The organism is Roseofilum sp. Guam (assembly GCF_017746735.1).
GTDB lineage: Bacteria > Cyanobacteriota > Cyanobacteriia > Cyanobacteriales > Desertifilaceae > Roseofilum > Roseofilum reptotaenium.
Genome location: NZ_JAGHZN010000039.1, coordinates 35697 through 59055, shown reverse-complemented (window position 1 = coordinate 59055; position 23359 = coordinate 35697). Strand labels below are relative to the sequence as shown.

19 protein-coding genes and 4 pseudogenes are annotated in these 23359 nt (G+C 42.5%); 14 read left to right on the top strand and 9 right to left on the bottom strand.

From position 1 onward, the window contains the following. Nucleotides 1-7: 7 nt before the first annotated feature. The 5 genes and pseudogenes from J7529_RS15925 to J7529_RS15910 all read left to right on the top strand — a co-directional run bounded on the left by J7529_RS15925 (nt 8) and on the right by J7529_RS15910 (nt 3345). Nucleotides 8-484 carry a DUF29 domain-containing protein gene (locus tag J7529_RS15925; RefSeq protein WP_318729821.1) on the top strand — a complete coding sequence of 159 codons (477 nt, stop codon included), beginning with the start codon at nt 8-10 and terminating at the stop codon, nt 482-484. 241 nt (nt 485-725) lie between these two features. Continuing rightward, the gene (locus tag J7529_RS15920) at nt 726-1727 is read left to right on the top strand and encodes a hypothetical protein (RefSeq protein WP_318729820.1); all 1002 of its coding nucleotides are present in this window, start codon (nt 726-728) and stop codon (nt 1725-1727) included. A gap of 43 nt (nt 1728-1770) precedes the next feature. After that, on the top strand, nt 1771-1950 hold the full coding sequence (locus J7529_RS15915; protein ID WP_271943583.1) for an addiction module protein: 180 nt from the start codon (nt 1771-1773) through the stop codon (nt 1948-1950). 186 nt (nt 1951-2136) lie between these two features. Then, a pseudogene (locus tag J7529_RS24770) lies at nt 2137-2247 on the top strand (HNH endonuclease); the annotation flags it as partial. Between the two features lie 51 nt (nt 2248-2298). After that, nucleotides 2299-3345 (top strand): hypothetical protein, encoded by a 1047-nt coding sequence (locus J7529_RS15910; RefSeq protein ID WP_318729819.1) that lies wholly within the window; start codon nt 2299-2301, stop codon nt 3343-3345. A gap of 67 nt (nt 3346-3412) precedes the next feature. On the opposite strand, the gene J7529_RS15905 is transcribed toward J7529_RS15910, so the two are convergent. After that, on the bottom strand, nt 3413-5197 hold the full coding sequence (locus J7529_RS15905; protein ID WP_318729818.1) for an ABC transporter ATP-binding protein: 1785 nt from the start codon (nt 5195-5197) through the stop codon (nt 3413-3415). Between the two features lie 146 nt (nt 5198-5343). Here J7529_RS15905 and J7529_RS15900 point away from each other — a divergent pair, with 146 nt between their 5' ends. Both J7529_RS15900 and J7529_RS15895 read left to right on the top strand, forming a co-directional pair. After that, complete coding sequence (locus tag J7529_RS15900; RefSeq protein ID WP_318729817.1) at nt 5344-5655, top strand: hypothetical protein; 312 nt, start codon at nt 5344-5346, stop codon at nt 5653-5655. Nucleotides 5656-5683: 28 nt separating this feature from the next. Then, nucleotides 5684-8575 carry a GUN4 domain-containing protein gene (locus J7529_RS15895; protein WP_318729816.1) on the top strand — a complete coding sequence of 964 codons (2892 nt, stop codon included), beginning with the start codon at nt 5684-5686 and terminating at the stop codon, nt 8573-8575. A 130-nt stretch (nt 8576-8705) separates the two neighbouring features. On the opposite strand, the gene J7529_RS15890 is transcribed toward J7529_RS15895, so the two are convergent. From J7529_RS15890 to J7529_RS15870, 5 genes and pseudogenes are all read right to left on the bottom strand, one after another. Beyond that, entirely contained in the window at nt 8706-8924 is a 219-nt protein-coding gene (locus J7529_RS15890; protein WP_271943569.1) for a DUF4926 domain-containing protein, read from the bottom strand. A gap of 290 nt (nt 8925-9214) precedes the next feature. After that, nucleotides 9215-9835, bottom strand: coding sequence for a hypothetical protein (locus J7529_RS15885; RefSeq protein WP_318729815.1), 621 nt, complete (start codon nt 9833-9835; stop codon nt 9215-9217). Nucleotides 9836-9877: 42 nt separating this feature from the next. Further along, nucleotides 9878-10427, bottom strand: a pseudogene (locus tag J7529_RS15880) (Uma2 family endonuclease). Between the two features lie 305 nt (nt 10428-10732). After that, the gene (locus J7529_RS15875) at nt 10733-11713 is read right to left on the bottom strand and encodes an arsenic resistance protein (protein WP_318729813.1); all 981 of its coding nucleotides are present in this window, start codon (nt 11711-11713) and stop codon (nt 10733-10735) included. 193 nt (nt 11714-11906) lie between these two features. Further along, nucleotides 11907-12311, bottom strand: a complete 405-nt coding sequence (locus tag J7529_RS15870) for a DUF302 domain-containing protein (RefSeq protein WP_318729812.1) — start codon at nt 12309-12311, stop codon at nt 11907-11909. Nucleotides 12312-12628: 317 nt separating this feature from the next. Between J7529_RS15870 and J7529_RS15865 the strand changes: the two genes are divergently transcribed. Next, nucleotides 12629-13924 carry an NAD(P)/FAD-dependent oxidoreductase gene (locus J7529_RS15865; RefSeq protein WP_318729811.1) on the top strand — a complete coding sequence of 432 codons (1296 nt, stop codon included), beginning with the start codon at nt 12629-12631 and terminating at the stop codon, nt 13922-13924. A 484-nt stretch (nt 13925-14408) separates the two neighbouring features. Next, nucleotides 14409-14528, top strand: a pseudogene (locus J7529_RS24765) (transposase); the annotation flags it as partial. 203 nt (nt 14529-14731) lie between these two features. Here the strand turns inward: J7529_RS24765 and J7529_RS15860 are convergent. Then, nucleotides 14732-17071, bottom strand: coding sequence for an NACHT domain-containing protein (locus tag J7529_RS15860; protein ID WP_318729810.1), 2340 nt, complete (start codon nt 17069-17071; stop codon nt 14732-14734). Between the two features lie 128 nt (nt 17072-17199). Then, nucleotides 17200-17328: pseudogene (locus J7529_RS24760) on the bottom strand (RNA-guided endonuclease TnpB family protein); the annotation flags it as partial. A 100-nt stretch (nt 17329-17428) separates the two neighbouring features. On the opposite strand from J7529_RS24760, the gene J7529_RS15855 reads away from it, so the two are divergent. From J7529_RS15855 to J7529_RS24755, 5 genes are all read left to right on the top strand, one after another. After that, nucleotides 17429-17626: a DUF2862 domain-containing protein gene (locus tag J7529_RS15855; protein WP_271943546.1), complete on the top strand. Its 198-nt coding sequence runs from the start codon at nt 17429-17431 to the stop codon at nt 17624-17626. 109 nt (nt 17627-17735) lie between these two features. Further along, nucleotides 17736-18905, top strand: a complete 1170-nt coding sequence (locus J7529_RS15850; RefSeq protein ID WP_318729809.1) for an ArsA family ATPase — start codon at nt 17736-17738, stop codon at nt 18903-18905. Nucleotides 18906-18943: 38 nt separating this feature from the next. After that, a complete protein-coding gene (chlG, locus tag J7529_RS15845) occupies nt 18944-19972 on the top strand; it encodes a chlorophyll synthase ChlG (protein WP_318729808.1) in 1029 nt (342 codons plus the stop codon). A 393-nt stretch (nt 19973-20365) separates the two neighbouring features. Continuing rightward, nucleotides 20366-21322 carry a histidine kinase dimerization/phospho-acceptor domain-containing protein gene (locus tag J7529_RS15840; RefSeq protein ID WP_318729807.1) on the top strand — a complete coding sequence of 319 codons (957 nt, stop codon included), beginning with the start codon at nt 20366-20368 and terminating at the stop codon, nt 21320-21322. Nucleotides 21323-21340: 18 nt separating this feature from the next. Further along, nucleotides 21341-21613 (top strand): sensor histidine kinase, encoded by a 273-nt coding sequence (locus tag J7529_RS24755; RefSeq protein WP_413038899.1) that lies wholly within the window; start codon nt 21341-21343, stop codon nt 21611-21613. Between the two features lie 69 nt (nt 21614-21682). On the opposite strand, the gene J7529_RS15835 is transcribed toward J7529_RS24755, so the two are convergent. Beyond that, nucleotides 21683-23344 carry a tetratricopeptide repeat protein gene (locus tag J7529_RS15835; protein WP_318729806.1) on the bottom strand — a complete coding sequence of 554 codons (1662 nt, stop codon included), beginning with the start codon at nt 23342-23344 and terminating at the stop codon, nt 21683-21685. Nucleotides 23345-23359: the final 15 nt, after the last annotated feature.

Below are 23359 nucleotides of genomic sequence, written 5' to 3'. Positions count from 1 at the left end.
GGGGATTATGAATTCAGAGTTACAGGTAAAACCTGATTCTAATCTATCCGAACTTTACGATCGAGACTTCTATTTGTGGGTACAGACAACAGTGCAGTTACTCCAAGAAAGACGGCTCGATCGAATTGATTTTGAGAGTTTGATTGAAGAAGTTGAAAGCATGGGAAAACGAGAGAAAAAGGAGTTAAAAAGCAGGCTGACTACTTTAATCGAACATCTCTTAAAACTGAAGTATTGGGAATCTGAAAAAGCAAACAACGCTAGAGGATGGCGACAAACCGTTGTGGAGCAACGCCGACAAATTCAATATTTATTAGAAGATAGTCCTAGTCTCAAAGTTTTGTTAATAGAGATCTGGACTGAGTGTTATGGAAATGCGAGGAAGGATATTATTAGGAAGTATAGACTAGAGCCAGAATTGTTTCCACCTGAAGCAGGGTTGACGCTAGATGATATTCTTGATGATGATTATATTCCAGAGTAAATTGAATGATTAGAGTGATTCAACGGGTTGCTTAAGTGCTAATTTTAGTTCTTGTTCTAAGACCAAGATCCAATAATATCAAGTCCGAGTAATCAGTTTAACTATGTACAGTGCGTTTCCACTCCTACATTGTTCTGGTAGAACAGTGCATGTTCTCTATTCCCTATTCCCCAACGTGAAGCATTGCATCATAGCCAATTAACCGGACTTGATATGATAAATCAAAAGAATAACAAAATTTATGACTACTAAAATTGGTGTGTTTCTGCCTAAAACACAGGATGGAGATGATAAGCAACCCTCTATTAAACGTCTTAATAAGCTCCCCAATGAGGTTATTGATGAACTTTTAGCTTTGATTAAATGCAATAAGGAAGTCAGTTTAGTAGAAGTAGAAGATCTCAATAATACATTAATTCTTAATGGAAATGTCTTCTACAAAAACTTTAATCTGAATGAATTAGATCTCTTCTTCTGGTATAGTGAAGTTAGAAAGCCAAACAGTATCTCTTGCAAAAGTAACTTATATGTTTTAGAACTCCTCAAAACATTGGCTTGCACTGTAAAAGTTATTCCTAATCCTTATATTTTTGAAGTTGCTCTAGATAAATATACTGCTCATCTTACCTTAAAACAAAAGGGTGTAAAAGTCTCAGATTTTATATTAATAAATAATAGAAACTTGTACTTGGCAAAGCCAATTTTAGATAAGTGGGGCTATGCGTTACTTAAACCAAGGAAAGGTTCATTTGGTAAAGGAGTGACGCTGATCGATGATTTTTCGAGACTGCGTGATATTATTGAATTCATAGAACAGGAAAGAGGCATTAATTTAAATGAGGGTATACTTCTAGAAAAATACTATGAAAACAATCCTCAAGATTGGCTGAGTACAACCCTTATCAATGGAGAAGTCATGTATGGGTATAGAAAAAAATCAAGTCGATTTTCTAACTTTAGTAACTCTTTTGAAAGTCGCTCTTTTCAGAAAGTCTATGATTCCGATGAAATAGGTGGAGAGGTCGATCTAGGTGATTTAAAACAGCAACATCAACAGTTAGCAAGTTTAGCTTATCATGCGATATCTTATGAAGTCATTGGTTTTGATATGATTTGGCATGAAGATCATCCTATCATCGTGGATGAAAATACTTTTCCTGGTCTATACCCAAACTTATTCAAACTAAGGAATCTTTCTCTAGTCAACTCAATGTATCAATTAATTGTACAAGCTTTAATTTAAATAGATTAAAATTGCAGTAGCGTACTTTTGGAGAGATAGAGTTATGCGGACTGTGGATGAAATTTTCAATGAAGCGATGAGCTTACCGAATTCTGACCGAGTGCTTTTAGTAGAGAAAAGGATTCAAGAACTTTGGATTGAAGAAGCACAAAAACACATTGATGAAATCAGAAGCGGTACAGTAAAACCGATTCCAGGAGAAGAAGTACTTGCTCAAGTCTGACAACTGTTATAATCATGAAATCAAAGCTCTAATAGAATATTCTCACTAGCAGGAGTTTTTGATAAATTGAGTCTTATCGCACAGAGCTATATGAGTCATCAAGGATCTAAGCGACAACCTATTCCTAAGTCGATTCGGTTTGAGATTTTCAAACGAGATAAATTTACTTGCTAGTACTGTGGAAAGAAAGCACCTGATGTTACCCTTCATGTAGATCACATTAATCCAGTCTCTCAAGGTGGAACTAACGACTTATTAAATCTTATTACATCCTGTGTAGACTGCAATTTAGGCAAAAGTGATCGAACTTTAGCAGATACCACCATCATCGACCGCCAGCGCACACAAATGGAAGAACTTCAAGAACGGCGTGAGCAAATTGAGATGATGATGGATTGGCAAAGGGGATTACTTGAACTGGATCACTATTTGATTGAGCAAGTTGCTGAGTTTTGGGCAGAGTTGGTTGAGCCATATAAACTTTCTGAGCAAGGACTAAAAAGTTTAAAGAAATTGTTGAGACAGCATAATGCTGATGAAATTATGGAAGCAATGCGTATTGCGACTACACAATACTTAGAATATGACAATGGCCAAGTGACTCAAAAGAGCATTAGTTATGCTTGGTCTAAAATTGGAGGAATTTGTAAAACAAAGAAATTAGAGAAGACTAAGCCTTACATCCAGAAACTATTTTATATACGAGGCATTCTGCGGAAAAGATTGAATTATCTCAATGAATGGCTGTGCCTTAAGCTCTTGGAGGAAGCATATCAGTGTGGTGCTAATCTTGATCAGTTACAAGACCATGCTTGTAAAGTCCGTACTTGGACAAAATGGCGACAAGAAATTGAATATTTTATTCAATGTTCAAGAGATACTCAATCTGATTGCTTTATAGAAATTAATGAAGATGAGTTATATGATTCAAAGCAACACAACCAAGAGAGTGAAGAGGAAGAAAATAGAGAAGAAATGAACCAATTAATTCAAATTTGTAATTCCTATGCTCAAACTCAGGATTACAAAAAGATTGCTGAGATGTGTAATAATTATCTAGATGTAAGTGTCCCTGAGATTCAAGAATATTTACTACAAAACTTTGAAGATTGGTTTGTTACTACACAAGGAAATCGCTTTATTGTCGATTTAGTTAGGTTGCAAACAATGTTCAATGATCAATACATCCATTGGTCAATAGATTATACAACAAGATGTATTTACACACTAGATAGTGGTGACGAATATTATATAGATTTTGAAACTCTCTCCTCAGATGAGAGAAAATTGTTGTGGATACAACAACTTAGCAGTAAGACTTGGAGTACTCCTGAAATGATTGCTGAGTTATCTGAAATTCTACAAGATTCCCCATACATATCATTAGACTCTTAATCCATTAATAACCATCGCTACCAGCTCCTAATAGACTATAAACGATCGCAGTCCAGGTTTGACCTAATTAGGATTGGGCTAAAATAGATTCTCCCATTTGAATGTGCCATAAACTAGCATAGACCCCATTGTGTTCTAATAATGCTTCATGACGACCGGATTCAATAACTTGACCGCGCTCCATGACGTAGATACAATGGGCGTTGCGGATGGTGGAAAGTCGGTGAGCGATCGCGATCGTCGTCCGATTTTGAGTTATTCTCTCTAACGATCGCTGAATGGCTGCTTCTGTCTCATTATCTACCGCAGATGTGGCCTCATCCAGAATCAGAATCGGAGGATTTTTAATAATGGCACGAGCGATCGCCAATCTTTGCCGCTGTCCTCCGGATAATTTCTGACCTCGCTCCCCAACTATGGTATCATATTTTTGCGGTAGTTCCATGATAAAGTCGTGGGCTTCTGCCAACGTTGCCGCCGCAATAATATCGGGTTCAGAGGCATCAAACGTCCCATAGGCAATATTTTCTGCCACCGTTCCATGGAATAAAAACACATCTTGACTGACCAACCCAATACAGCGCCGCAAATCTTCTAGCTGTAGTGTTTGCAACTCTAGACCATCTAAGGTAATTGAACCATTTTGAACTTCATAGAGCCGCAACAGGAGCTTAACTAAGGTACTTTTTCCCGAACCCGTTGAGCCAACAATAGCAATCGTTTTGCCCGCAGGAATGGTCAAAGAGACCTGGTTTAATATCGGCAGGCGATCGCGATAGGAAAAACTGACCTCTTTCAGCACCACTTCACCGCGCACCGTCTCCAAGGCAAGGGGAATATCTCCCGTATGAATGGCGATCGGCGTATCTAATAATGCCATTACCCGGCGAGTTGAAGCCATGGCACGCTGACATAAATCCAGGGTACTTCCGAGGCGAGTAAGGGGCCAAAGTAACCGTTGAGTCATAAACACTAGGGTGCTGTAGGTTCCCACGGCTAAATTCCCGTTCGTGACCTCCAAACCTCCATAGAGTAGGATACAGCTAAAACCAAGTAAAATTAACATCCGCACCAAGGGAATAAATGCCGCAGAATAGGCGATCGCCTCCTCATTCGAGCGTCGATAGGCAGTTGAATCTTGGCCGACCCGCTTGACTTCGTATTCTTCGGCGGTAAAACTTTTAATTGTGGTAATACCACTGAGATTATTCGCTAAACGATGGTTGAGAAACCCCGCATTTTGGCGCACTTTCGTATAGCGAGGAGCGAGAAATTTTTGATAGGCGATCGAACCCCAAATAATAAACGGCATGGGGACAAGGGTCATCCAAGCAACTTCCGGTGCTAGGATCAGAAACATCGAGCCAATAATTAAAACAGTCGTCGCCACTTGGATTACTTCATTGGCTCCCACATCTAAAAAGCGCTCCAATTGGTTAATATCATCATTGAGAATCGCCATTAACTCGCCCGTGCTGCGGTCTTCAAAATAGGCAATTTCCAGATTTTGTAAATGACTATAGGCATCTAAACGTAGATGATGTTGAATGGTTTGGGCTAAATTGCGCCACAAGCGTTCATAGGCATATTGAAACGCAGATTCCAATCCCCAAATCAGCGCAGACAGAAGGGTGAGGAGTAAGAGTTGGGTAAAAACGCTAGTAATTCCCAAAGCGGCGATCGCCGAATTTTCTTGTTTAACCACCACATCCACAGCGATCCCAATCAGGATGGGAGGGGCAAGATCGAAGATTTTGTTGAGGATCGAAGTGGCGATCGCCAACCGGACTTTATTCTGATAGGGGCCACTATACTGAATTAAACGCTGAAGAGGAGAAGAACTAGAATTCACAGAGTTGGGGGTAGGGTATATGAAATCGTACTTAATGAGTCTAGCAATAGAATTGAACTCTTCACTGGTGAATTCTTTAGGTTTCCTCTATAGCTTCTAAAATGGAGAGAAAATACTTAACTAGAGAGATGAGTTGAAGTTGACCCATGAAGATTGAAATTGTTGGTCAAGATGCAGAGGTAGCAACTGAGGAACTGCTCAGTATTGCTGGAATTGAGGGGAGTTATGAAACAGTAGATGAGCCTCAGAAAGCGGAGGTTTTAACCACGATCTCCACTATTGTGGGTATTGTGGGAGGTACAATGGCGATCGCCAAGCAACTCTACGAATGGTATCAGAAATCCCAGAAGAAAGACTCAGGACGCAAGCTGGAAAAAGTGATGATTGTCACCGATGACGGTCGCCGCTTGCTGCTCAAAGATGCTACAGTCGAGCAGATTAAAGAACTCTTGGAGTAAACTAAAAGTATGAATTGCTAATTCTCAAATGGCTCAAATTCTCCATATTGAATTGACTCCTGTGGGAGAAAATCAGGCTCGGTTTCGGTTCTTCTGGGATAACCCCAATGACGCACAGGAACGGATACGGCCTTTGGCTGAGATTGAAGAATTGCATCAGCAAGCAGAGGAAGAATATTACACCTCACTGCCCACTCCCTATCAGGAAATAGGGCAACGGCTGTTTAACTGGTTGGATGGGGGAGAGCGGTTTTTACAATCAGCTCTCGATAAACCGCCTCGGAACAGTCGCGGAAGGCAAATTGTTCTGGCCATTTCCACATCCGGGAGGTTAGCGAATTTGCCTTGGGAAGTTTTGCATAACGGGAAACGATTCTTGGTGGAATACCGACCTCCCATTGTCCCAGTGCGTTGGGTACAAGAACACGACCAACTCCGAGTCGAAGAAGACCCCAAACCCGGCTTTTTGAATCTGCTGTTTATGTCTTCGTCGCCACGGAATTTTCAGCCAGTGCTGGATTTTGAGGCAGAAGAGGGACAAATTTTAACGGCAACGAAAGGGATGGCTAAAGACCTGCGCTTGGTGGTGGAGGAAAGTGGTTGTCTCGACGAGTTGCAAGAGTTGATTGATGCCGAGAGCGACCCCTTTGATGTAGTTCATTTGACCGGTCATGCAACGATTACCGATGAAAGGCCTTATTTTCTCACGGAAGATGAGTATGGAGACCGTCGAGATTGTGATAGTCGGGATATTGCTGATATTTTGCCCTATAACCATTCTCCGTTGGTATTTTTGTCGGGTTGCCAAACCGGATATTCTAATGAGCAGACCGTATTTTCCATGGCTGAAGCGTTGGTTCAAGATGGAGTAATGGCGGTTTTGGGGTGGGGAAACCGGGTTAACGATGCGGACGCTTCAGCCGCAGCAGCGATTCTCTATGGGGAACTTTCAACAGGTCAAACATTAGTAGAGGCTTTGGGTCGAACCTATCAACTTCTCTTGAAACCGGGAAGTATTACCAAAGGAGAGACGAAATCAAGCAAAGTTTGCGGGAAGCAATGGCATTTATTGCGGTTGTATACCTCCACGCTTCCTGGTGCTTTGGTCACCAAGCGCAACAGCAAAGAGGGACGACGGGAACCTGCACCCCCCTCTTCTGTGCAGCCCAAATTTATTGATGAACAAACCCAAGAACTTCCCCTGATACCCCGCGAGGAGTTTGTAGGTCGTCGTCGTCAGTTGCAAAATTGCTTGCGGGTGCTTAAATCTCCAGATAATGGGAAAGTTGGGGTGATGCTCGCGGGTATGGGAGGATGGGGAAAAAGTGCGATCGCCGCTCGATTATGCGATCGTCTTTCATCATACTTCCCTCAAGCCATTATTTGGGGACGTAAGAGCCAACCCATTACCGAACCGAGGCTAGTTGATAAACTCTGCGACCAGTTGGAAAGTGCCGAAGAGCGTCAACAACTTCGAGAGGGAACTGAGGAGCTAAAATATCGCCTGCGAAATGTATTTCTGACCACCCGTCAAAAACCGTTTTTACTGGTACTAGATGACTTTGAGCGGAGTTTAGAGCTAAAAGGAGAACAGTATAGGCTACAACCGAGTGCTGCGAGAGTGTTGGAGGCCTTGATTTGGGCCATTGAGAGTGCCGGAACCGAACACCGAATTATCATCACCTGTCGCTATCAGTTTGATTGGCAGGGATTAGATAAGTTTTTTATTCAACCGTTGGATAGTTTCCATCATGCCGACCTTCAGAAGAAATTACGGCGTTTAGAACACTTTAGTTCGGGAGAACTCGACAAAGAATTGCTGCAACGCGCTCTCACCCTTTCGGCTGGCAATCCTCGCTTGTTGGAAATGTTAAACAAGGATGTATTGTCTCAAGCAAATGCCGAAGAGATATTAACAGAATGGGAAAATCATCCAGAGAAATGGAAATGGAGCATTATTTGGGAGGGGGATCTCTACCCACCCGTTGACAATGCCTTAGCCAAAATTATCAGCGCTTGTTCTATTTATGAAATTAACGTGCCGATGGCAGCGTTAACAGCAGTCTATAAAGGACAATTATCGAGTAGAGAGGACGAACAAAAACAGATTAAACGAGCGATTAATTTTGGATTAATTGAGGTGAGCCATCACTTGAAAGAAGGCAAGCGAGAGTATCGAGTTTCACAGAATTTATCCCAGATTTTTCCAGCAGTCCGGCTACCAGAAGATACAGACAAGCTTTATCGTCTATACCAAAAAGCTTGGGCTGCATTAACTGAGTTGTGGGCAAATATAGAAAATAAAAATCAAGGGCAATGGCAAGAGATATTTCGCTTAAAGTTTGCCGAGAAAGGTAATCCCGAACGATTTCGGGAAGGGTTCGAGAAAATGCGTCATTTTCTGTCAAACTGTGAAGCAGATAGCGGATTTCAGTGGGAACTGAGAAAGTCTAAAGATAAATGCTCTGAAGAGACATTTTGTGAGAGACTAGAAACCTTATTACAAGAAGAGAATTGGTATGAGGCAAATGAAGAAACAACATTTATTTTTTATCAAATTATGGTGTTAGAAAATAAAGATAGTGTCCGCGATCTCTACATAGACTTTCCTTCTAAAGACCTAGAGAAAATTGATCGATTATGGGTCAAGTATAGCGGTGAGCAGTTTGGTTTTAGCATTCAAAAAGAAATCTGGCTTAACAAAGGAGGTAAATTCGCAGGGTATGATCACGGGAATTTTCAAAAGTTGGCAGAGTATGTTGGTTGGCGCAAGCATGGCTCTTATTGCTCCTATCCCCATCAATTCACTTTTAATAAAAACTCACAACGAGGTCATCTGCCGCGATTATGGGGGGGGATAATGTTAGGTGGGGAAGGCGGCGAGTTGGGATACTCACTCCTTTTTTTATCTCTTTCTTAGATTTTAAAAAATATGGAACTCACAAGAAAATTAAAATTTATTATTAATCCATTTAGTCGAGTATTCCTAGGCTTTCAGTATTTTATTACCTGTTGCCTTGGTAGAAAATAAGTTGCTTCTTGTTGGTGATTCAAATAGCTATTTTTTCAGGATTTATCGGATGGTGATACAGTACCATGAGTTGATGTTTACTGAGGGTCTCGATAGCATAGGCTTTCCCGTCATTATCGCTAAATTCCACTTCAAACACTTGAGGTTCATATTGTTCGACAATGGTTCCAACTTGCCCTCGATAGAGTCCCAGTTCTGGTAAATTTTCGAGTAAGGCAACCACATCTAAAAGTTTCATCTCTATGCCCCGTTAAAGAATACAATATTTTAGTTCCTGTAGGGGCGGGTTCACCCATATTTACGCCACTCAAACATTAATATTGTAAACCCGCCCGATCGCTGGCTGGTTGGTGGGGTTAGGGCGGGTTTACAGAGGTTATGGGTTGGTATTGTAAATCGTTGGCGAACCCGCCTCTACAGGCGATCGCAATCTTTGAAGTCATACTTTTTTCACGATAATAATACTGTACGACAGTCATTCTTTATTGTAGCATCTCATCGATAAAGTTAGCACTACTCGGTTTGGCTTTACAATCCATAATTAATTGCCTCAACCAAGACTCTCAGTAGATGATTCAAGTCAGCAGGGACGCGGTAGAGATCGAGATCCTGAGTTACTGTCCGAGATTGGCGATTAAATTGACCAAATTGCCAGATATTACCCGTTGAAACAGCACCTTGTAAAATTGTTTGCTCGGATTCAAACCACTGTTCTAGGGCAATTAGTTCAATGGCTAATTGCAGAAAACCGCGCTCTAAATCTTCATTTTTCGCTTCAATGACTAACAAGGTTTGCTTATTCTGGAGCAGATAGTCTAAGGAGCCTTTCAATTGATTGTTCACGGCAACCGGATACTCCACATTGAGCGTGGCTTCCGTATAGTGCATCACGTCAGTTAAAACGGGAGCAATGAGAAACTCTCGTCTCGCCATTTCGCTCGTTAAACTCAGACGCGGGAGACTTTCTTCAATCCGATTTTTCAAGTCCTCCAGGCGATCCAATTCGCCCGTATATTCTGGAAGTTTTAGCGATTTTCGTTGTAGCGAAACATCAAAATATGCCAGAATATCTTGTGGGGCAAAGTTGAGCTTAAAGTAATCCGCAAATGTATAAGATTCGTCGGACTTAATAACTGGAGATTTAGGCATAGATTTGAATTCAAAATAAAGGGATATTTTGGTTACTGTCGCTTAAGTGAAAAAGGTATTGACGTTGCCAGAAAAACCAGGAAGCAAAGGAGAGGTTATCTCATCTTCCTCTAATAATGTCATCACTAATTCCAGCTTTGCTTGTTCCCGTCGATAAATCTCTACGGTCTTTAATTGCCAGTCTACAATCCAATATTCCCGCACGCCTTGATTAGAATATAATTTTAACTTGCTTTCCTTATCCCGACGAACATCAGTTTTACTTTCCGATAACACTTCAACCACTAACTCTGGAGCTGCAATAAAATGACCCGATTCATCAACAGAGTTATTTAACCTCTCATTCGCCATCCAAACTAGATCGGGGATTACATTATCGGTGTCAGTAAAGATTAGCCCTGGATTGAAGATTACTTCACCCAATCGAGTTTCGCTTGACCAGTTTCCTAAAATTCGGCAAATTTCACCAATGGTCTTCTGATGTTTCCAATGGGGGGCGTGAGTCATGTACAATGATAATTTCATAGCGGTTATTGTTATTGGGCAACAGTTCTAAATCGGCTGATGTCCAGGGAATTTGAACGTTTGTCATGGTCGTGAGGTGCTATCTTACTGAAGTTGATTCAACTATAACGTTTTCCTGCGGTCAATGTTATCCTAAACTCACGCTATTGCTGATTTTTACCCTAGTTCGTAAACTATAGTTACTCTAACCCTCGACCTTAGACCGAACGAAGTCCCCAGGGAGAACAGATTATTATCGCCCCAACCAGTGGAGAAATTGGTATCCTAGTTTTATTCCTTCAACATGGGTGTTATGGCATCAAAAATGCTGTTACCATCACCACGCTTGGCGCAGTAATGGTAAGTCCTAATCAAATGGTTGTTTGTAAGGGTCTAAACTGGTTCTGAGGTGGGGAGTTTACCAAAAATGCGGTCAGTAAACTTGACGTACCATGCACCTGCTTGTACTTGAATAATGTAAGCCATGGTAATGATCAGGGCAATTTCTGAGCCTTCTTGACCAAACACCGTCATGGCGATCGCCAGAGCAATGGACAGGTTACGCATCACTGTACCATAAACCAGGGCGATCGCATTGTCGCGATCGAATAAAGCTTTACCAATTAAGGTACTCAACAGAAAATTAAATCCATAAATTGTGACCAAAGGCGCTAACAAGGAGAGCAGCATTACGGGATTAGCTAAAATCGATTTAGCTTTGAGCGCCATAGCGACAAACACAATCCCTAATACTCCCAATGTGGAGAATACAGGAAATTTTTTCTTCAGGTTTTTCTGATATTTGTCCATTCCCACTTGCCGAATCAGCAGAAATTGAGTCACCTGGCCTAAAATCATCGGTAAAAAGACAATAATGATAATTTGTTTAAAAATACTAACCAGGGGAATCTCAATCACAGTTCCCATCAGGTATTTGGCATAAAAGGGAGTCGCAATAGAGCCAACGATTAAGCCAATCACTGTCATCTTAATCGCCGCGTTGATATTACCCTTAGCAAAACCGGTCCAGGAAATGGTCATACCACTGGTGGGTAATAGGGAGGTGAGCAGTAAGCCCAACAAGATTAGGGGTTGCTCATCAAAAAATAGTTTCCCCACGCCAAAAGCAAAAAAGGGAATGATCCCAAAGTTAATCAGTTGGGTAATAACTTGAACTTTATAGTCTCCCCCGGAGATCACTTTCTTCATTTGCAAGTTGATCATCATCGGATAGACCATTAAGAAGGTTAGGGGAATGATGAGCGATTTAAGCCCCGATGGATTAGCAACGATGCCAAAGACAACTCCTAAGAGCATAAAAATAGGAATTGACCAAGTTAAGTTTTTCTGTAAGAATGATAGTATTTTCCACATAATTGATTCAATTAAAATTAGGGCAGTGTATCAAGAATTCTCCCCAATTTCCATATCATTCCATTGGGGAGACGGTGACCTAAATTGGAGGAAAGATTTAATCTTCCAGAACTGGGTGGTTTTGACTGTGCAAGTTATAGCGCTTCATGTTAGTAATGGGTATTTTTTCCCTTAAAAGTGCCCATTTTCACTGCTATGCAGTTAACACTGGCGTTTTCAGAGAGCGAATAACGGCTTCCATTTTCTGACTGGCTTCTTCAGCCATAGCTTGGACATTAGGATGTTCAACTGCTTTGAGCATTCCCAAGGGGTTAACCGCAGAGACTTCAACCGCTCCTTCTCCCCTCTCTTGCACTACAACATTGCAAGGAAAGAGGGTTCCCGCTTTGTCATCGGCTTGCAGGGCACGATGGGCAAGTTGGGGATGACACGCACCGAGAATCCGATAGTCATGAAAATCTATACCATGTTTGGCGAAGGCGTTTTGGACATTGATTTCGGTTAAAATCCCAAATCCTTCTTGTTTTAGGGCATCGGTGACTTGGGCGATCGCCTCTTCCAGGGTTGTATTTAAAACAATACTAAAGTGGTAATTCATAATCCTCTGTCTTCTGTTTCAGTGGTCAGGGCGGTTGTCTCCGTTGTCCCTCCTTTCTTAAGTCTATAATATCGCTATTTAGTTGTCAAGCGTTTATGTCAGCTATATGTACTCATACGTGCAAAATACAATCTTTTTTTTAGGCTTTTTGGGTTAACCCTTCCACTCCTACAGACTGAAACTACAGGGTAATGATTAGGAAACCTTGCATTTTTCATAAGATCACCATATAGTTATATTAATATTAGATTTTTATTAACTCGCCTCTTGTTGGGGGGGCACAGTTCAGTAGATAGGCAAGCTTTGGAGAAAAAACGATGACAAACGTTGTAGTAATTGGGGCAGGTTTAGGTGGACTTCCAGCAGTACATGAATTACGCAGCTTACTGCCTAAGAGCGATCGCCTCATCCTCATTAGCGATCACTCCCATTTCACCTTTATCCCTGGATTAATTCGAGTCACCCTAGGTATGGCCTCGTTAGAATCGATTCAAATCGATCTCGAACCCCACCTCAAACGTTTGGGAATTGAATGGATTAACCACAAAGTCACCGCTCTCAACCCCCATACCCAAACCATTACCGTAGAAGGGGGAGAAACTGTCAACTATGACTATGTAGCGATCGCCACCGGAGCCTCCTTTGCCTTTGACGCAATCCCTGGACTCGGCCCCCATGGCGGTTATACCCAATCCGTTTGTACCCCAGATCACGCCATCCATGCGCGGGAAGCCTGGGTAAAATACCTGGAAAATCCTGGCCCCCTAGTCGTCGGAGCAGCCCCTGGAGCCGGTTGTTTTGGCCCTGCCTACGAATTTCTACTGATGGCAGATTCAGAATTACGCCGTCGAGGATTACGAGATCGAGTCACCCTCACCTACGTTACCCCAGAACCCTACATCGGCCACTTAGGCGTAAGTGATGTCAAAAATGCCAAAGAATACACCAGCGAACTCCTCAAAGAACGAGGGATAGAAACCTTTACCAATGCCGAAATTACAGCCATTACCCCAGACAAAATTACCCTCAAAACCGGTCAACAACTCCCCTTTAGCTACTCCATGATTTTACCGTCCTTCCGAGGAGCTAAATTCCTGCAACAACTGCCAGATGTTGCAAACGCCAAAGGCTTTATTCCCGTAAATCCCACTTATCGCCATCGGGATTTTCCCTCTATTTATGCCCTAGGAGTGGCAGTGGCTCTCGACCAACCCGATAAAACTCCCATTCCCATTGGTTTACCCAAAAGTGGAGCTATGACTGAAGCGATGGCCGTTGCTGTAGCTCACAATATCGCCGTAGCTAGTGGAGCGCTTTCTGCCTCCTTCCAGCGTCCGACCCTAGAATCGGTTTGTTTAGCGGAATATGGAGAGACCGGCATTGTCTATGTGGCGATTCCGGTACTGCCCGATCCCAGTTTAGAAGAGCCTCAAAATTCCTATGCTCTCAAAGGCCGTTGGGTGGTTTGGGGTAAGGAACTGCTGGAATACTACTTTATGGTGAAAATGAGATGGGGTTTAGGAATGCCCTGGTTTGAACGATTAGGACTGCGGATCTTATTCCAAGTGAACATCGCTAAACCCTATACTTATACTTCACTCACCACATCATGAGTAGACTTCTTGCAGAAGTTAGGGAATAGGGAATAGGTGTCAGCATAGAGGATTCTTGCATGACTATTCATTGTCTGCCCAATTATGCAGGAGGTCTAATCTTCTGGTTAGGAAAATACACCAACAATATCCCTCTGTCTGTCAAACGGGGAACACCGTATAGGGGATTCAGCGATCTCCGAAAATGACAGAAGAGGGATATAATCGTATTCCCCAGATGGAAATGATACAGCGCTTTGCGATGTTATGGAGTACAACAGCGAATCCCCAAAGCCATGTACCACAATCCTATTCCCTAGCACAAAGCGCTATAAGATTTTGCGCCAAATGGGTAATATCAAGTCCCATTAAACCCTTGTCATTGCGACCGCAGGGAAGCAATCGCCGAGATTTGGAGACAGACGAGACTGCTTCACTCCAGTGTGTTTCATTCACAATGACCTATTGTAATTAATTCCACGGACTTGATATAACTTGTACAATTATGTTCTCTTACCATATTACCGTTCGTTGCAATAATCAGGAGTTTCGGTTAACTCGCTTAGAATGCCGCCAGGTATTACTCTATATTCTTAAAAGAGCGATCTGTAAATATAAGTTTAAGTCTAAATGAGGGTTTTAGCCTGAATTAGGTAATATGGGATACTTTTTAATGGTTATTTTGGGCAAGAAAGAACTATTTTGATGGAACTTTCGTGCTGAATGAAGTATTTTTTTTACAACAGGTAATGAAATACTAAAAGCCTGAACATACCGTGTTTAATCCTTTAATAATAAATCTTTATTTTTCTGTGAATCCCTTATGTGCTAGAGTCTAGAGAAGAGAAAAGAGTACTTACAATCTATCTCATACAACTTCACCACCCAACTCCCCGGAAGGTGTCCTTGTAGTGCATTTTTATTAAAAGTGAATTCTCCTCGATAATCCACCCAACCTTTCTTATTTCTCCAACCGACGTAATCGCCGAGCTTTACAAACGTATCGTAATCATAATCGTCTAATTTTCCTCCCAAGTCAAGCCAAATTTGCTTTTGCACGCTAAAGCCAAAATGCCCATTGCTATGCTTCACCCATAGCTCATCTATCCTTTGTAACTCATCGCGAGGAAACTTGCGTAAATCATCTTCATTCAAATAGCCTTTATCTTCATCATCCCCTAACTGCAACATTAAACGGGTTGTTTCCTCATCTGCCTTTTGCCATTCTCCATTGCTCAGATAACGTTCCAAGTCTTGAAACAATAAATGATTAACACTAGTTTCTAGTTCTTGCAACTCTTTTTCTATTTCCAGATCGACTTTACGAGGGGTTTCTTGGATACAATCATAAGCCAAAGCCACAGCCTCTGATGTCCCTATATTAATTAACGCTTTCAAGAACTGATTGGGATTAACTTGTGCGGCATACAACAGTATTGTTTCTCGCCACCAAGACTCTTGCCAATTTTGGATTAACAACTCCTCTTGTTTCGTGCGAATGATTTCCTTAGCCGCTAGATAACCCTGAAAACTTAAATGAGCAAACTGGTAATCATCATCCCGTTTTACCAGTAATTCGCTCACTTCAACGACTTGTTTAATTAATGCCTTCACATGGACTGAATGATCAAAAGATTGCACTGCGTCTTTAATACAATCATATAATAACGGATAACTGATTTCCGGCTGATTTTCTCGCACCATATACAAAGCCAATCCCTGTAAAACCTGCTCTGCTTCATCAGCAGGCAATGGTAACTCAATATTTCTCGCCAAAGGGCGATCGACCAATTGTAAATCGACTACCTTTCGATATAAATTGCTCCGCTTTTTGGGCAATTCTTTGCCATGATAAGAGCGATGAACATTCACAATTAAATTTAACAAGAGCGGAATTTTGGCTAAGTCATCCAGTTCCGGACGTTGCACTAACTGCTGCAATAAATTATTGGCGTTTGCTATGGCTTCAGCTTTTACGTCTGGAGTTTCCCTTCCCCCGTTAGAATATCTCTCCTGACACCCATACCAATTCTGAATAAATCTCTCTTGTTGATGGCGATTAAACGGCTGAATAAACAACTCAGCGTTCAGTTTATATTCAGAGGAAAATGACTGATATCCGGATGGACGGGAGGTTAAAATAAAATAAGCGTGTGGATACTTATTCATTTCTTTTCCAATCCATTCACTGACCACAGTACGATGGTCTTCCTTGACTTCATCGAACCCATCAATCATGACTAACAGTTTACCGTTTCGCAGATGGTTTCTAGCCCAATTCGGGGGTAGCGTTAAATGGTCATAACCAGGAAGCTGAGGAATATGATGCTCTTCAATTAATTGAGGTAAATTTAAGCCACTTTCATTAATAATAATATTCTGCCATTGACGCAGTAATAATAGAACAGGCAATAGTTTAGGCGCTCTATACTTCTCTTCTTTCTTCTGAGTATAAATATACGTAATGTGCTTCAATAGGGTTGTTTTTCCATAGCCTCCCCAGGAAATAATCGCTAACCGGCGATAGGCTTCAAATTTATCAGCTTGCCTTAAAAGATCCCAAATCTGCAAACCTTTTTCTTCTAAGGATTTGAGTTTCTCTCTATTCCATCTCATTCCGGGTGCAAGGGGCAACGATTCTCCTGCTAAATTCTGAATAAAAGCATTGCTTAAACCCAAGGGGACAAAGACTTCATTTAATAATGGAGTAAAAACATTCAAACCCGTCTTAAACCCTTCCATCTTAAAGGCGCGGCAGGTATTTCCTTGCAACGTTAAGTATTTATCATCGACTCCTGCTAACTGCCATTGTATCGCCTCTTGAATATTTTTATTGAGCCGATCCATCCCTGCAATTAAATTTTTTGCATCTTCCTTGCCTCTTTCTTCATAGATCTCGGCTAGAGTTCTCAAAAAGCTCTTAGAATAAGCGGCCCAAATTCCTGTAACCGCATTTACCGGAAAGAGTAGCAACGCCATAAACCACTCTTGTTGCGAGAGAAAGGCAATGAATGCACCACTACTCCCCAGTAATGGCATCCATCGCACAAACGTCAACAATGACCCTCGAATCCATAGGCGAGCAGAGGAGTTATCGGGGGCTTCCTTCTCTTCCTTTTCCGACTGCTGTTCTTCTGAATTCGGGAGTTCTGACTGTTCCTTTGTCATGGTTTAGGCTGGCAATTCTAACCCTATTATCGATCCTAAGAGACCAGTGGTACTCTGCAACGGTCAGCAAGCGTACATCTAAGCTGTTGACATCCTCCCCTGGTTAAAGCCGAGGGGATTCCTGAGCCTCACAACTTAGGTTTCTGCTTCAATGCAGTTGCCTTCACAGATTTACTCTGCTCTGGTCTTACACTCTCTCCACAGACTGACACCGCCAGCCCGGCGGCCAAGATATTCTTACTCGCGTTAAGGTCTCGGTAATCCAGCTAGAGCCAAGTCCGAATAAAGATGCAGCTAACGATCCCCCATTGCTATACACTGTGGAATTGGAGAACATGAATAGTATAGATGGAATAAATGGATATTGGTCAGAAGGTAAAAGTAAAAGGTTTAATCGATCGCATCCCTGCTAATCTGGTAGACAAAATCAAGCAGAACCCTGTAGGGACAATCACCGGCTATAAAATGGTCGATGGATCGGGTGTCGGTTTTGTGGTTGAGTTTAGCGGTCAATTTTCAACTTGGTTCTTTGAAGAAGAGCTAGTAGCACAATAAGACCCTTTAATTCATAACCAACAGTGACCATTGGTTTGGCCCTTGGTCACTGAGAACCCATGAAAGCGCTAAACTGGGACAACAGCGTGATTGTGAATAATTAACAGACATGGCTCTGATTCTGACATTTTTGGGTAAGGGTGGCACGGGTAAAACAACCTTGGCCATTGCCACGGCTAAACATATGGCTAGTACGGGGAAGCGGGTGCTGTTAGCCCTGTCTGAACCGCCTTCAGTGATTGGATTGATGTTGGGCCAGGTGGAAGAAGGGACTCCTGGGGTCATTGAATCGAATCTGGAGGCGGTTAATCTCCGAAGCGCTGCCTTATTAGAGCGCAGTTGGGAAGATGTGAAGCAACTGGAAGCGCAGTATTTACAAAAGCCGTTTTTTAAGGAAGTTTTTGGTCAAGAGTTGGGGTTATTACCGGGAATGGATGGGGCGTTGGCTTTGTATGCTCTGCGGGATTATGACCAAAGCGGAAAATATGATGTGATTGTATATGATGGAGATGGCGATCGCGAAACCCTGAGAATGTTGGGAACACCGGAAATCATGAGTTGGTATATCCGTCGGTTCCGGGATGTGATTGTAAACTCAGACGTGGGCCAAGCCCTATCGCCGTTTCTGGGGCCCATTAGTAGCGCCGTTTTGAATGTAGACCTGTCTAAGGATAATTTTGCTGCTCCGACTCAAGAAGCCAATTCAACCCTGGATGCAGGCAAAGCAGCCATTACGAATCCCAATCGAGTGGCAGCCTATTTAGTGACCACAGGGGATAAAACAGCATTAGCGAAGGCCATGGATTTGTGGGGGAGTGCCCAGCAAGTGGGAGTCACGGTGGGAGGCGTGATTTTGAATAAGTCCGTCATTCACGATACCCAGGCCGCCGAAGCCGCCAATAGCTTTCAAGAATTGTACGATACCTTCGATCATGAGGCGATCGATGTTAGCACCGCTACGGCTCAATTTGAGCCATTGAGTATTAGCATTGTACCCTTTGAGAAAAGTAGAAATTGGCAAGTGCTGCAAAAGGCGCTACCGGATTTTACCGAAGCAACCCGTGCCCCGAAACCCATCACGCTTGATGTGGCTCAAAAGAGTGTCCGTTTATTTTTGCCTGGATTTGATAAGAAACAGGTCAAACTCACCCAATACGGGCCAGAAATTACCATTGAAGCTGGCGACCAACGGCGCAATATTTTGCTCCCTCCGGCATTAAGTGGTAAACCCGTAAAAGGCGCAAAGTTCCAAGACCGCTATCTGAACATTTCATTTTAAGAGGAATTGTAACCCCCCCATTTGAGGAGAACCAGGCTATGAGTAACGACGAAACGGCATCTCAATCTACATCTTCCCGACGACGGCAACGCAGTAGCACCAGCAGTAGTCCCCCTAGCGCCAGTGCCCAAACTCGGCAAATGCTGGGGATGAAGGGCGCAGAAACGAAAGAAACGAACATTTGGAAAATTCGCCTCCAGTTGATGAAACCGATTACTTGGATTCCTCTGATTTGGGGGGTTCTCTGTGGGGCTGTCTCTTCGGGAGGCTTTACTTGGACAGTAGAGAATGTGTTGATGGCGGCGGCTTGTATGCTGCTGTCAGGGCCATTGATGGTGGGCTATACCCAAACCATGAATGATTATTATGATGCGGAAATTGATGCCATTAATGAACCCTATCGACCCATTCCCTCTGGAGCCATTTCCACAGACCAGGTAGAAGCTCAGATTTGGATCTTATTATTTGCCGGGATATTCTTGGCCTATGGTTTGGATGTTTGGGCGGGTCATGAAGTCAAGGTGATTACAGCGATCGCCGTTTTTGGCAGCTATATTTCTTATATCTATTCTGCGCCCCCCCTGAAACTCAAGCAAAATGGTTGGCTCGGTAATTATGCTCTCGGTGCCAGTTATATCGCCTTTCCCTGGTGGGCAGGTCATGCCCTGTTTGGGCAAATGAATTGGACAATCGCCATCTTGACCCTATTTTACAGCCTTTCGGGGTTGGGGATTGCGATCGTCAACGACTTTAAGAGCGTAGAAGGGGACAAAAAACTGGGATTAAAATCCCTGCCCGTCATGTTCGGAATTGGTACAGCAGCCTGGATTTGTGTACTGATGATTGATATCTTCCAAGCTGGAGTTGCAGCATATCTCATCAGCATTCACGAAAATTTCTATGCCACCATTCTGCTCCTATTTGTGATTCCCCAAATCACATTCCAAGATATGTATTTCCTCCGAAATCCTCTGGAAAATGATGTCAAATACCAAGCCAGCGCCCAACCTTTCCTCGTTCTAGGAATGCTAGTTACTGCCATGGCTTTAGGTCACGCTGGTATTTAAGTCAACAACGACATTGTAGGGTGGGCAGAGTCTAACAGTAGAAATTGCAGAATACAACTTATTCTCCTGCTCACCCTAAAGGAGTAAAACTTATATCTGTATATGTGTTTTTGGGGATACATTACTGGCGATCGCAATCCTGTAAGATGTCTATTTGAGGTTTGAAGTTGTACGAACCAACAGACTATGATCGCCTCTCTTTTTTCTTCCAATTTAGCTTATATGCCTCATGGTAACTGTTATCTGTGGCCAACTCCCCTAGTGAGTCTTCATGTTACCAGTGATGCTCTAATTACTTTAGCTTACTTGTCTATTGCCATAATTCTTGTTTACTCAGTATATAAACGTCAAGATGTTCCATTCTTAAATATATTTATTCTATTTAGTGCTTTTATGATTCTTTGTGGAATCGGTCATTTACTTGAGGTTTGGACCCTGTGGTATCCCAATTACTGGATCTCTGGTATTGAGCAAGCGGCTACTGCCTTAGTTTCTGGTTATACGGCTGCTGCCATGGTGACTTTAATTCCTCAGTTTTTATCCCTCAGAACGCCCGAAGAACTAGCCCTTATAAATCACCAATTGCAAGAAGAAATAGATCTGCGTCAACAAGCTGAACATGAACTCAGAATTGCTAACGGAAATTTAGAACAGCGAGTTCAAGAACGTATCCAAGAACTGAACCAGATTAATCAGAATCTAGCAGCAGAAATTGAAGCTCGTACCCGGATAGAATCTGCCTTGCGGGATTCCGAGAAAAAAGAACGGGAAAAAGCAGACAATTTACAGCAAATGTTAGGACAATTGAAAAATACCCAATCTCAACTGGTGCAATCTGAAAAAATGGCCGCTTTAGGTAAAATGGTTGGGGGGATAGCCCACGAAATCAATAATCCCATTACGTTTATCTATAGTAATATTGAGTCTAGCTTTCAATACGTTCATGATTTGCTCAATTTAATTAAACTATACCAGTTACATTATCCTGAACCTGTTCCTGTAATTGCCAATCAAATCGAATCGCTCGATTTAGAGTTTATCCAAGAAGATTTTGTCCAGCTACTCGACTCGATGAAAACAGGGGCAGATCGAATTAGAAGAATCGTGTTATCTTTGAGTGATTTTTCCCGTTTAGATGAACAGGGTTGTAAATTGATTGACTTAAATAAAGCTATAAAGAATACCCTGAGTTTACTTTCCAATTCTTTATTGCCCTTGTTTGGAACAGGGATGATTCAAGTGATTCAGAAGTTCGACGAAAATTCGCCAGTGGAATGCTATCCAGGACAGATCAATCAAGCTCTGGTGAATATATTAGAAAATGCCATTGATGCCGTGGTTGAACGGTAGAAATTTGAGCCGAATTTTATAGGAGAAATTCAGATAGAAACAAAGAGTGATTCTCACGATAGAGTGGTTATTCTGATTCAGGATAATGGTTTGGGAATTCCTGATGAGATCAGGAGTAAGATTTTCGATCCTTTTTTTAGTACTAAACCCATTGGTCAGGGAACTGGATTGGGTTTGACTACTGCCTATCAAATTATTGTTCAAGAACATCACGGAGAGTTCGAGTGTACATCAAATCCAGGGATGGGTACTTGTTTTAAGATTAATTTGCCACTTTCTTTTGCTGCTTGATACAGCAGTTTCCGCTTGCGTGAGATCTATTTTTACTCTATGGTCAATTAATAAAGGTACTCTACAAGTTTAATTTTGAAGTGATACTAGGGCTTGTTGTACTTGAACCATGACAGTGAACCAATCTCCAGGTTGAGTCTGGCGGAATAAGCGAACGGTAGGATACCAGGGACTGTCAACCCGCAGGAACATCCACCGCCAATCACAGCTAAAGTGTAAAAGTATCCATGTAGGCTTGCCTAATGTTGCGGATAAGTGAGCGATCGCCGTATCTACCGTAATCACTAGATCCAGTTGCCGGATAATATGGGCGGTATCGAGAAAGTCATCACAGTCTGGGTTAAAGACTTGGATAGGGGTTTGCTGTAGTTGCTGGCGATCGCCTTCAGAGAGGTCTTTTTGGAGGCTATAAAAGCATACATTGTCGCAATTAAACAGGGGCAATACGTCAGAAAATGAACACGATCGCAGATAATTATTAGGATGTTCTATATTGCCTTGCCATGCTAACCCCAGTTTCAATTTAGCTGTGCTTTCCGGGAGGATCAAATTTTCGGGAAGATCGGGTAAAGCAAAGGGCAGCGGGGCAGGAATGGTGTTTAAGGATGTTTTGCTTAAGTGAGGTAAACTCATTAAGGAAGCATGTTCATTAAAGGTGGGTAATGTCTCTTCCCTGGTAACAATTTGCTCAACGTGGGGCAAGGTGGCAAACAGACGCTTTAGAGGTTGGCGACATTCGAGGATAATCTTGGCTCCCTGTTCTTTTACCCAAGGGAGATAACGGATCATTTGTATCATATCCCCTAAGCCTTGTTCGCCATAGAGCATCAGGGTTTTACCACCTAGAGGTTCACCATTCCAAGAGGGTTGAGTCAGGTTGCCTGCGGTGAATTCTTCGGTTTTCCAGCGCCATTCATATTCACTAAACCCTTGTTCGAGAAAACCGAGACTAAGCAGAGCAAACGCCAGTCCGGTATGGGCTTTGGGTTCTTCGGGGTCGATTTTTAAGCCCTTCTGATATGCAAGGATGGCTTCGGCGATATGACCCTGTTGGATGAGGGCATGGCCGAGGGTATAATAAGCTTCGGTGTAGTTGGGATTAACTTCGATGGCACGCTGATAATAGGCGATCGCCTCTTGACAACGCTTAACGTTAATTCCTGTCCCCTTTTCTTGCTGTTGTAGCGTATTTCCCAGGTTCAGCAGAGCTTGGGGAAAGTTAGGATTCAGATTTAAGGCTTGCTGGTAATAGGCAATGGCGCGATCGCACTCTTGTTCAGCTTTGTACAGATTACCCAGATTATAGAAACTTTCTACCTGATTGGGATCGATCGCGATCGCCTGTTGCAAAGCCTGTTTCGCTTCTGCAATCTGATTTTGCTGATGGTAGAGTAAACCCAGATTACTGTAAGCCCCCGCATGATTCGGTTGTAGCTCTAAGAGGCGCTGATAACAGGCGATCGCCTCTTCTGTGCGTTCACTTGCACTCAGAGCGTTACCTAAGTTAAACCGCGCCTCAATAAAGTCGGGTTTAAGGGCGATCGCGCTTTCGTAATGGGCGATCGCCTCCTCTAATTTTCCCTGTCCCCGCGCCACCATTCCCAATAAACACAGCACATTTGTATTTTCTGGTTCCTGCCGCACAATATGCCCATAAACCTCCTCTGCTTGGGCATATTGTCCCTGTTGGTGATAGGTAAAGCCTTGTTTTAGTAATTCTTCGGTAGACATTAGAATGAACAGTTA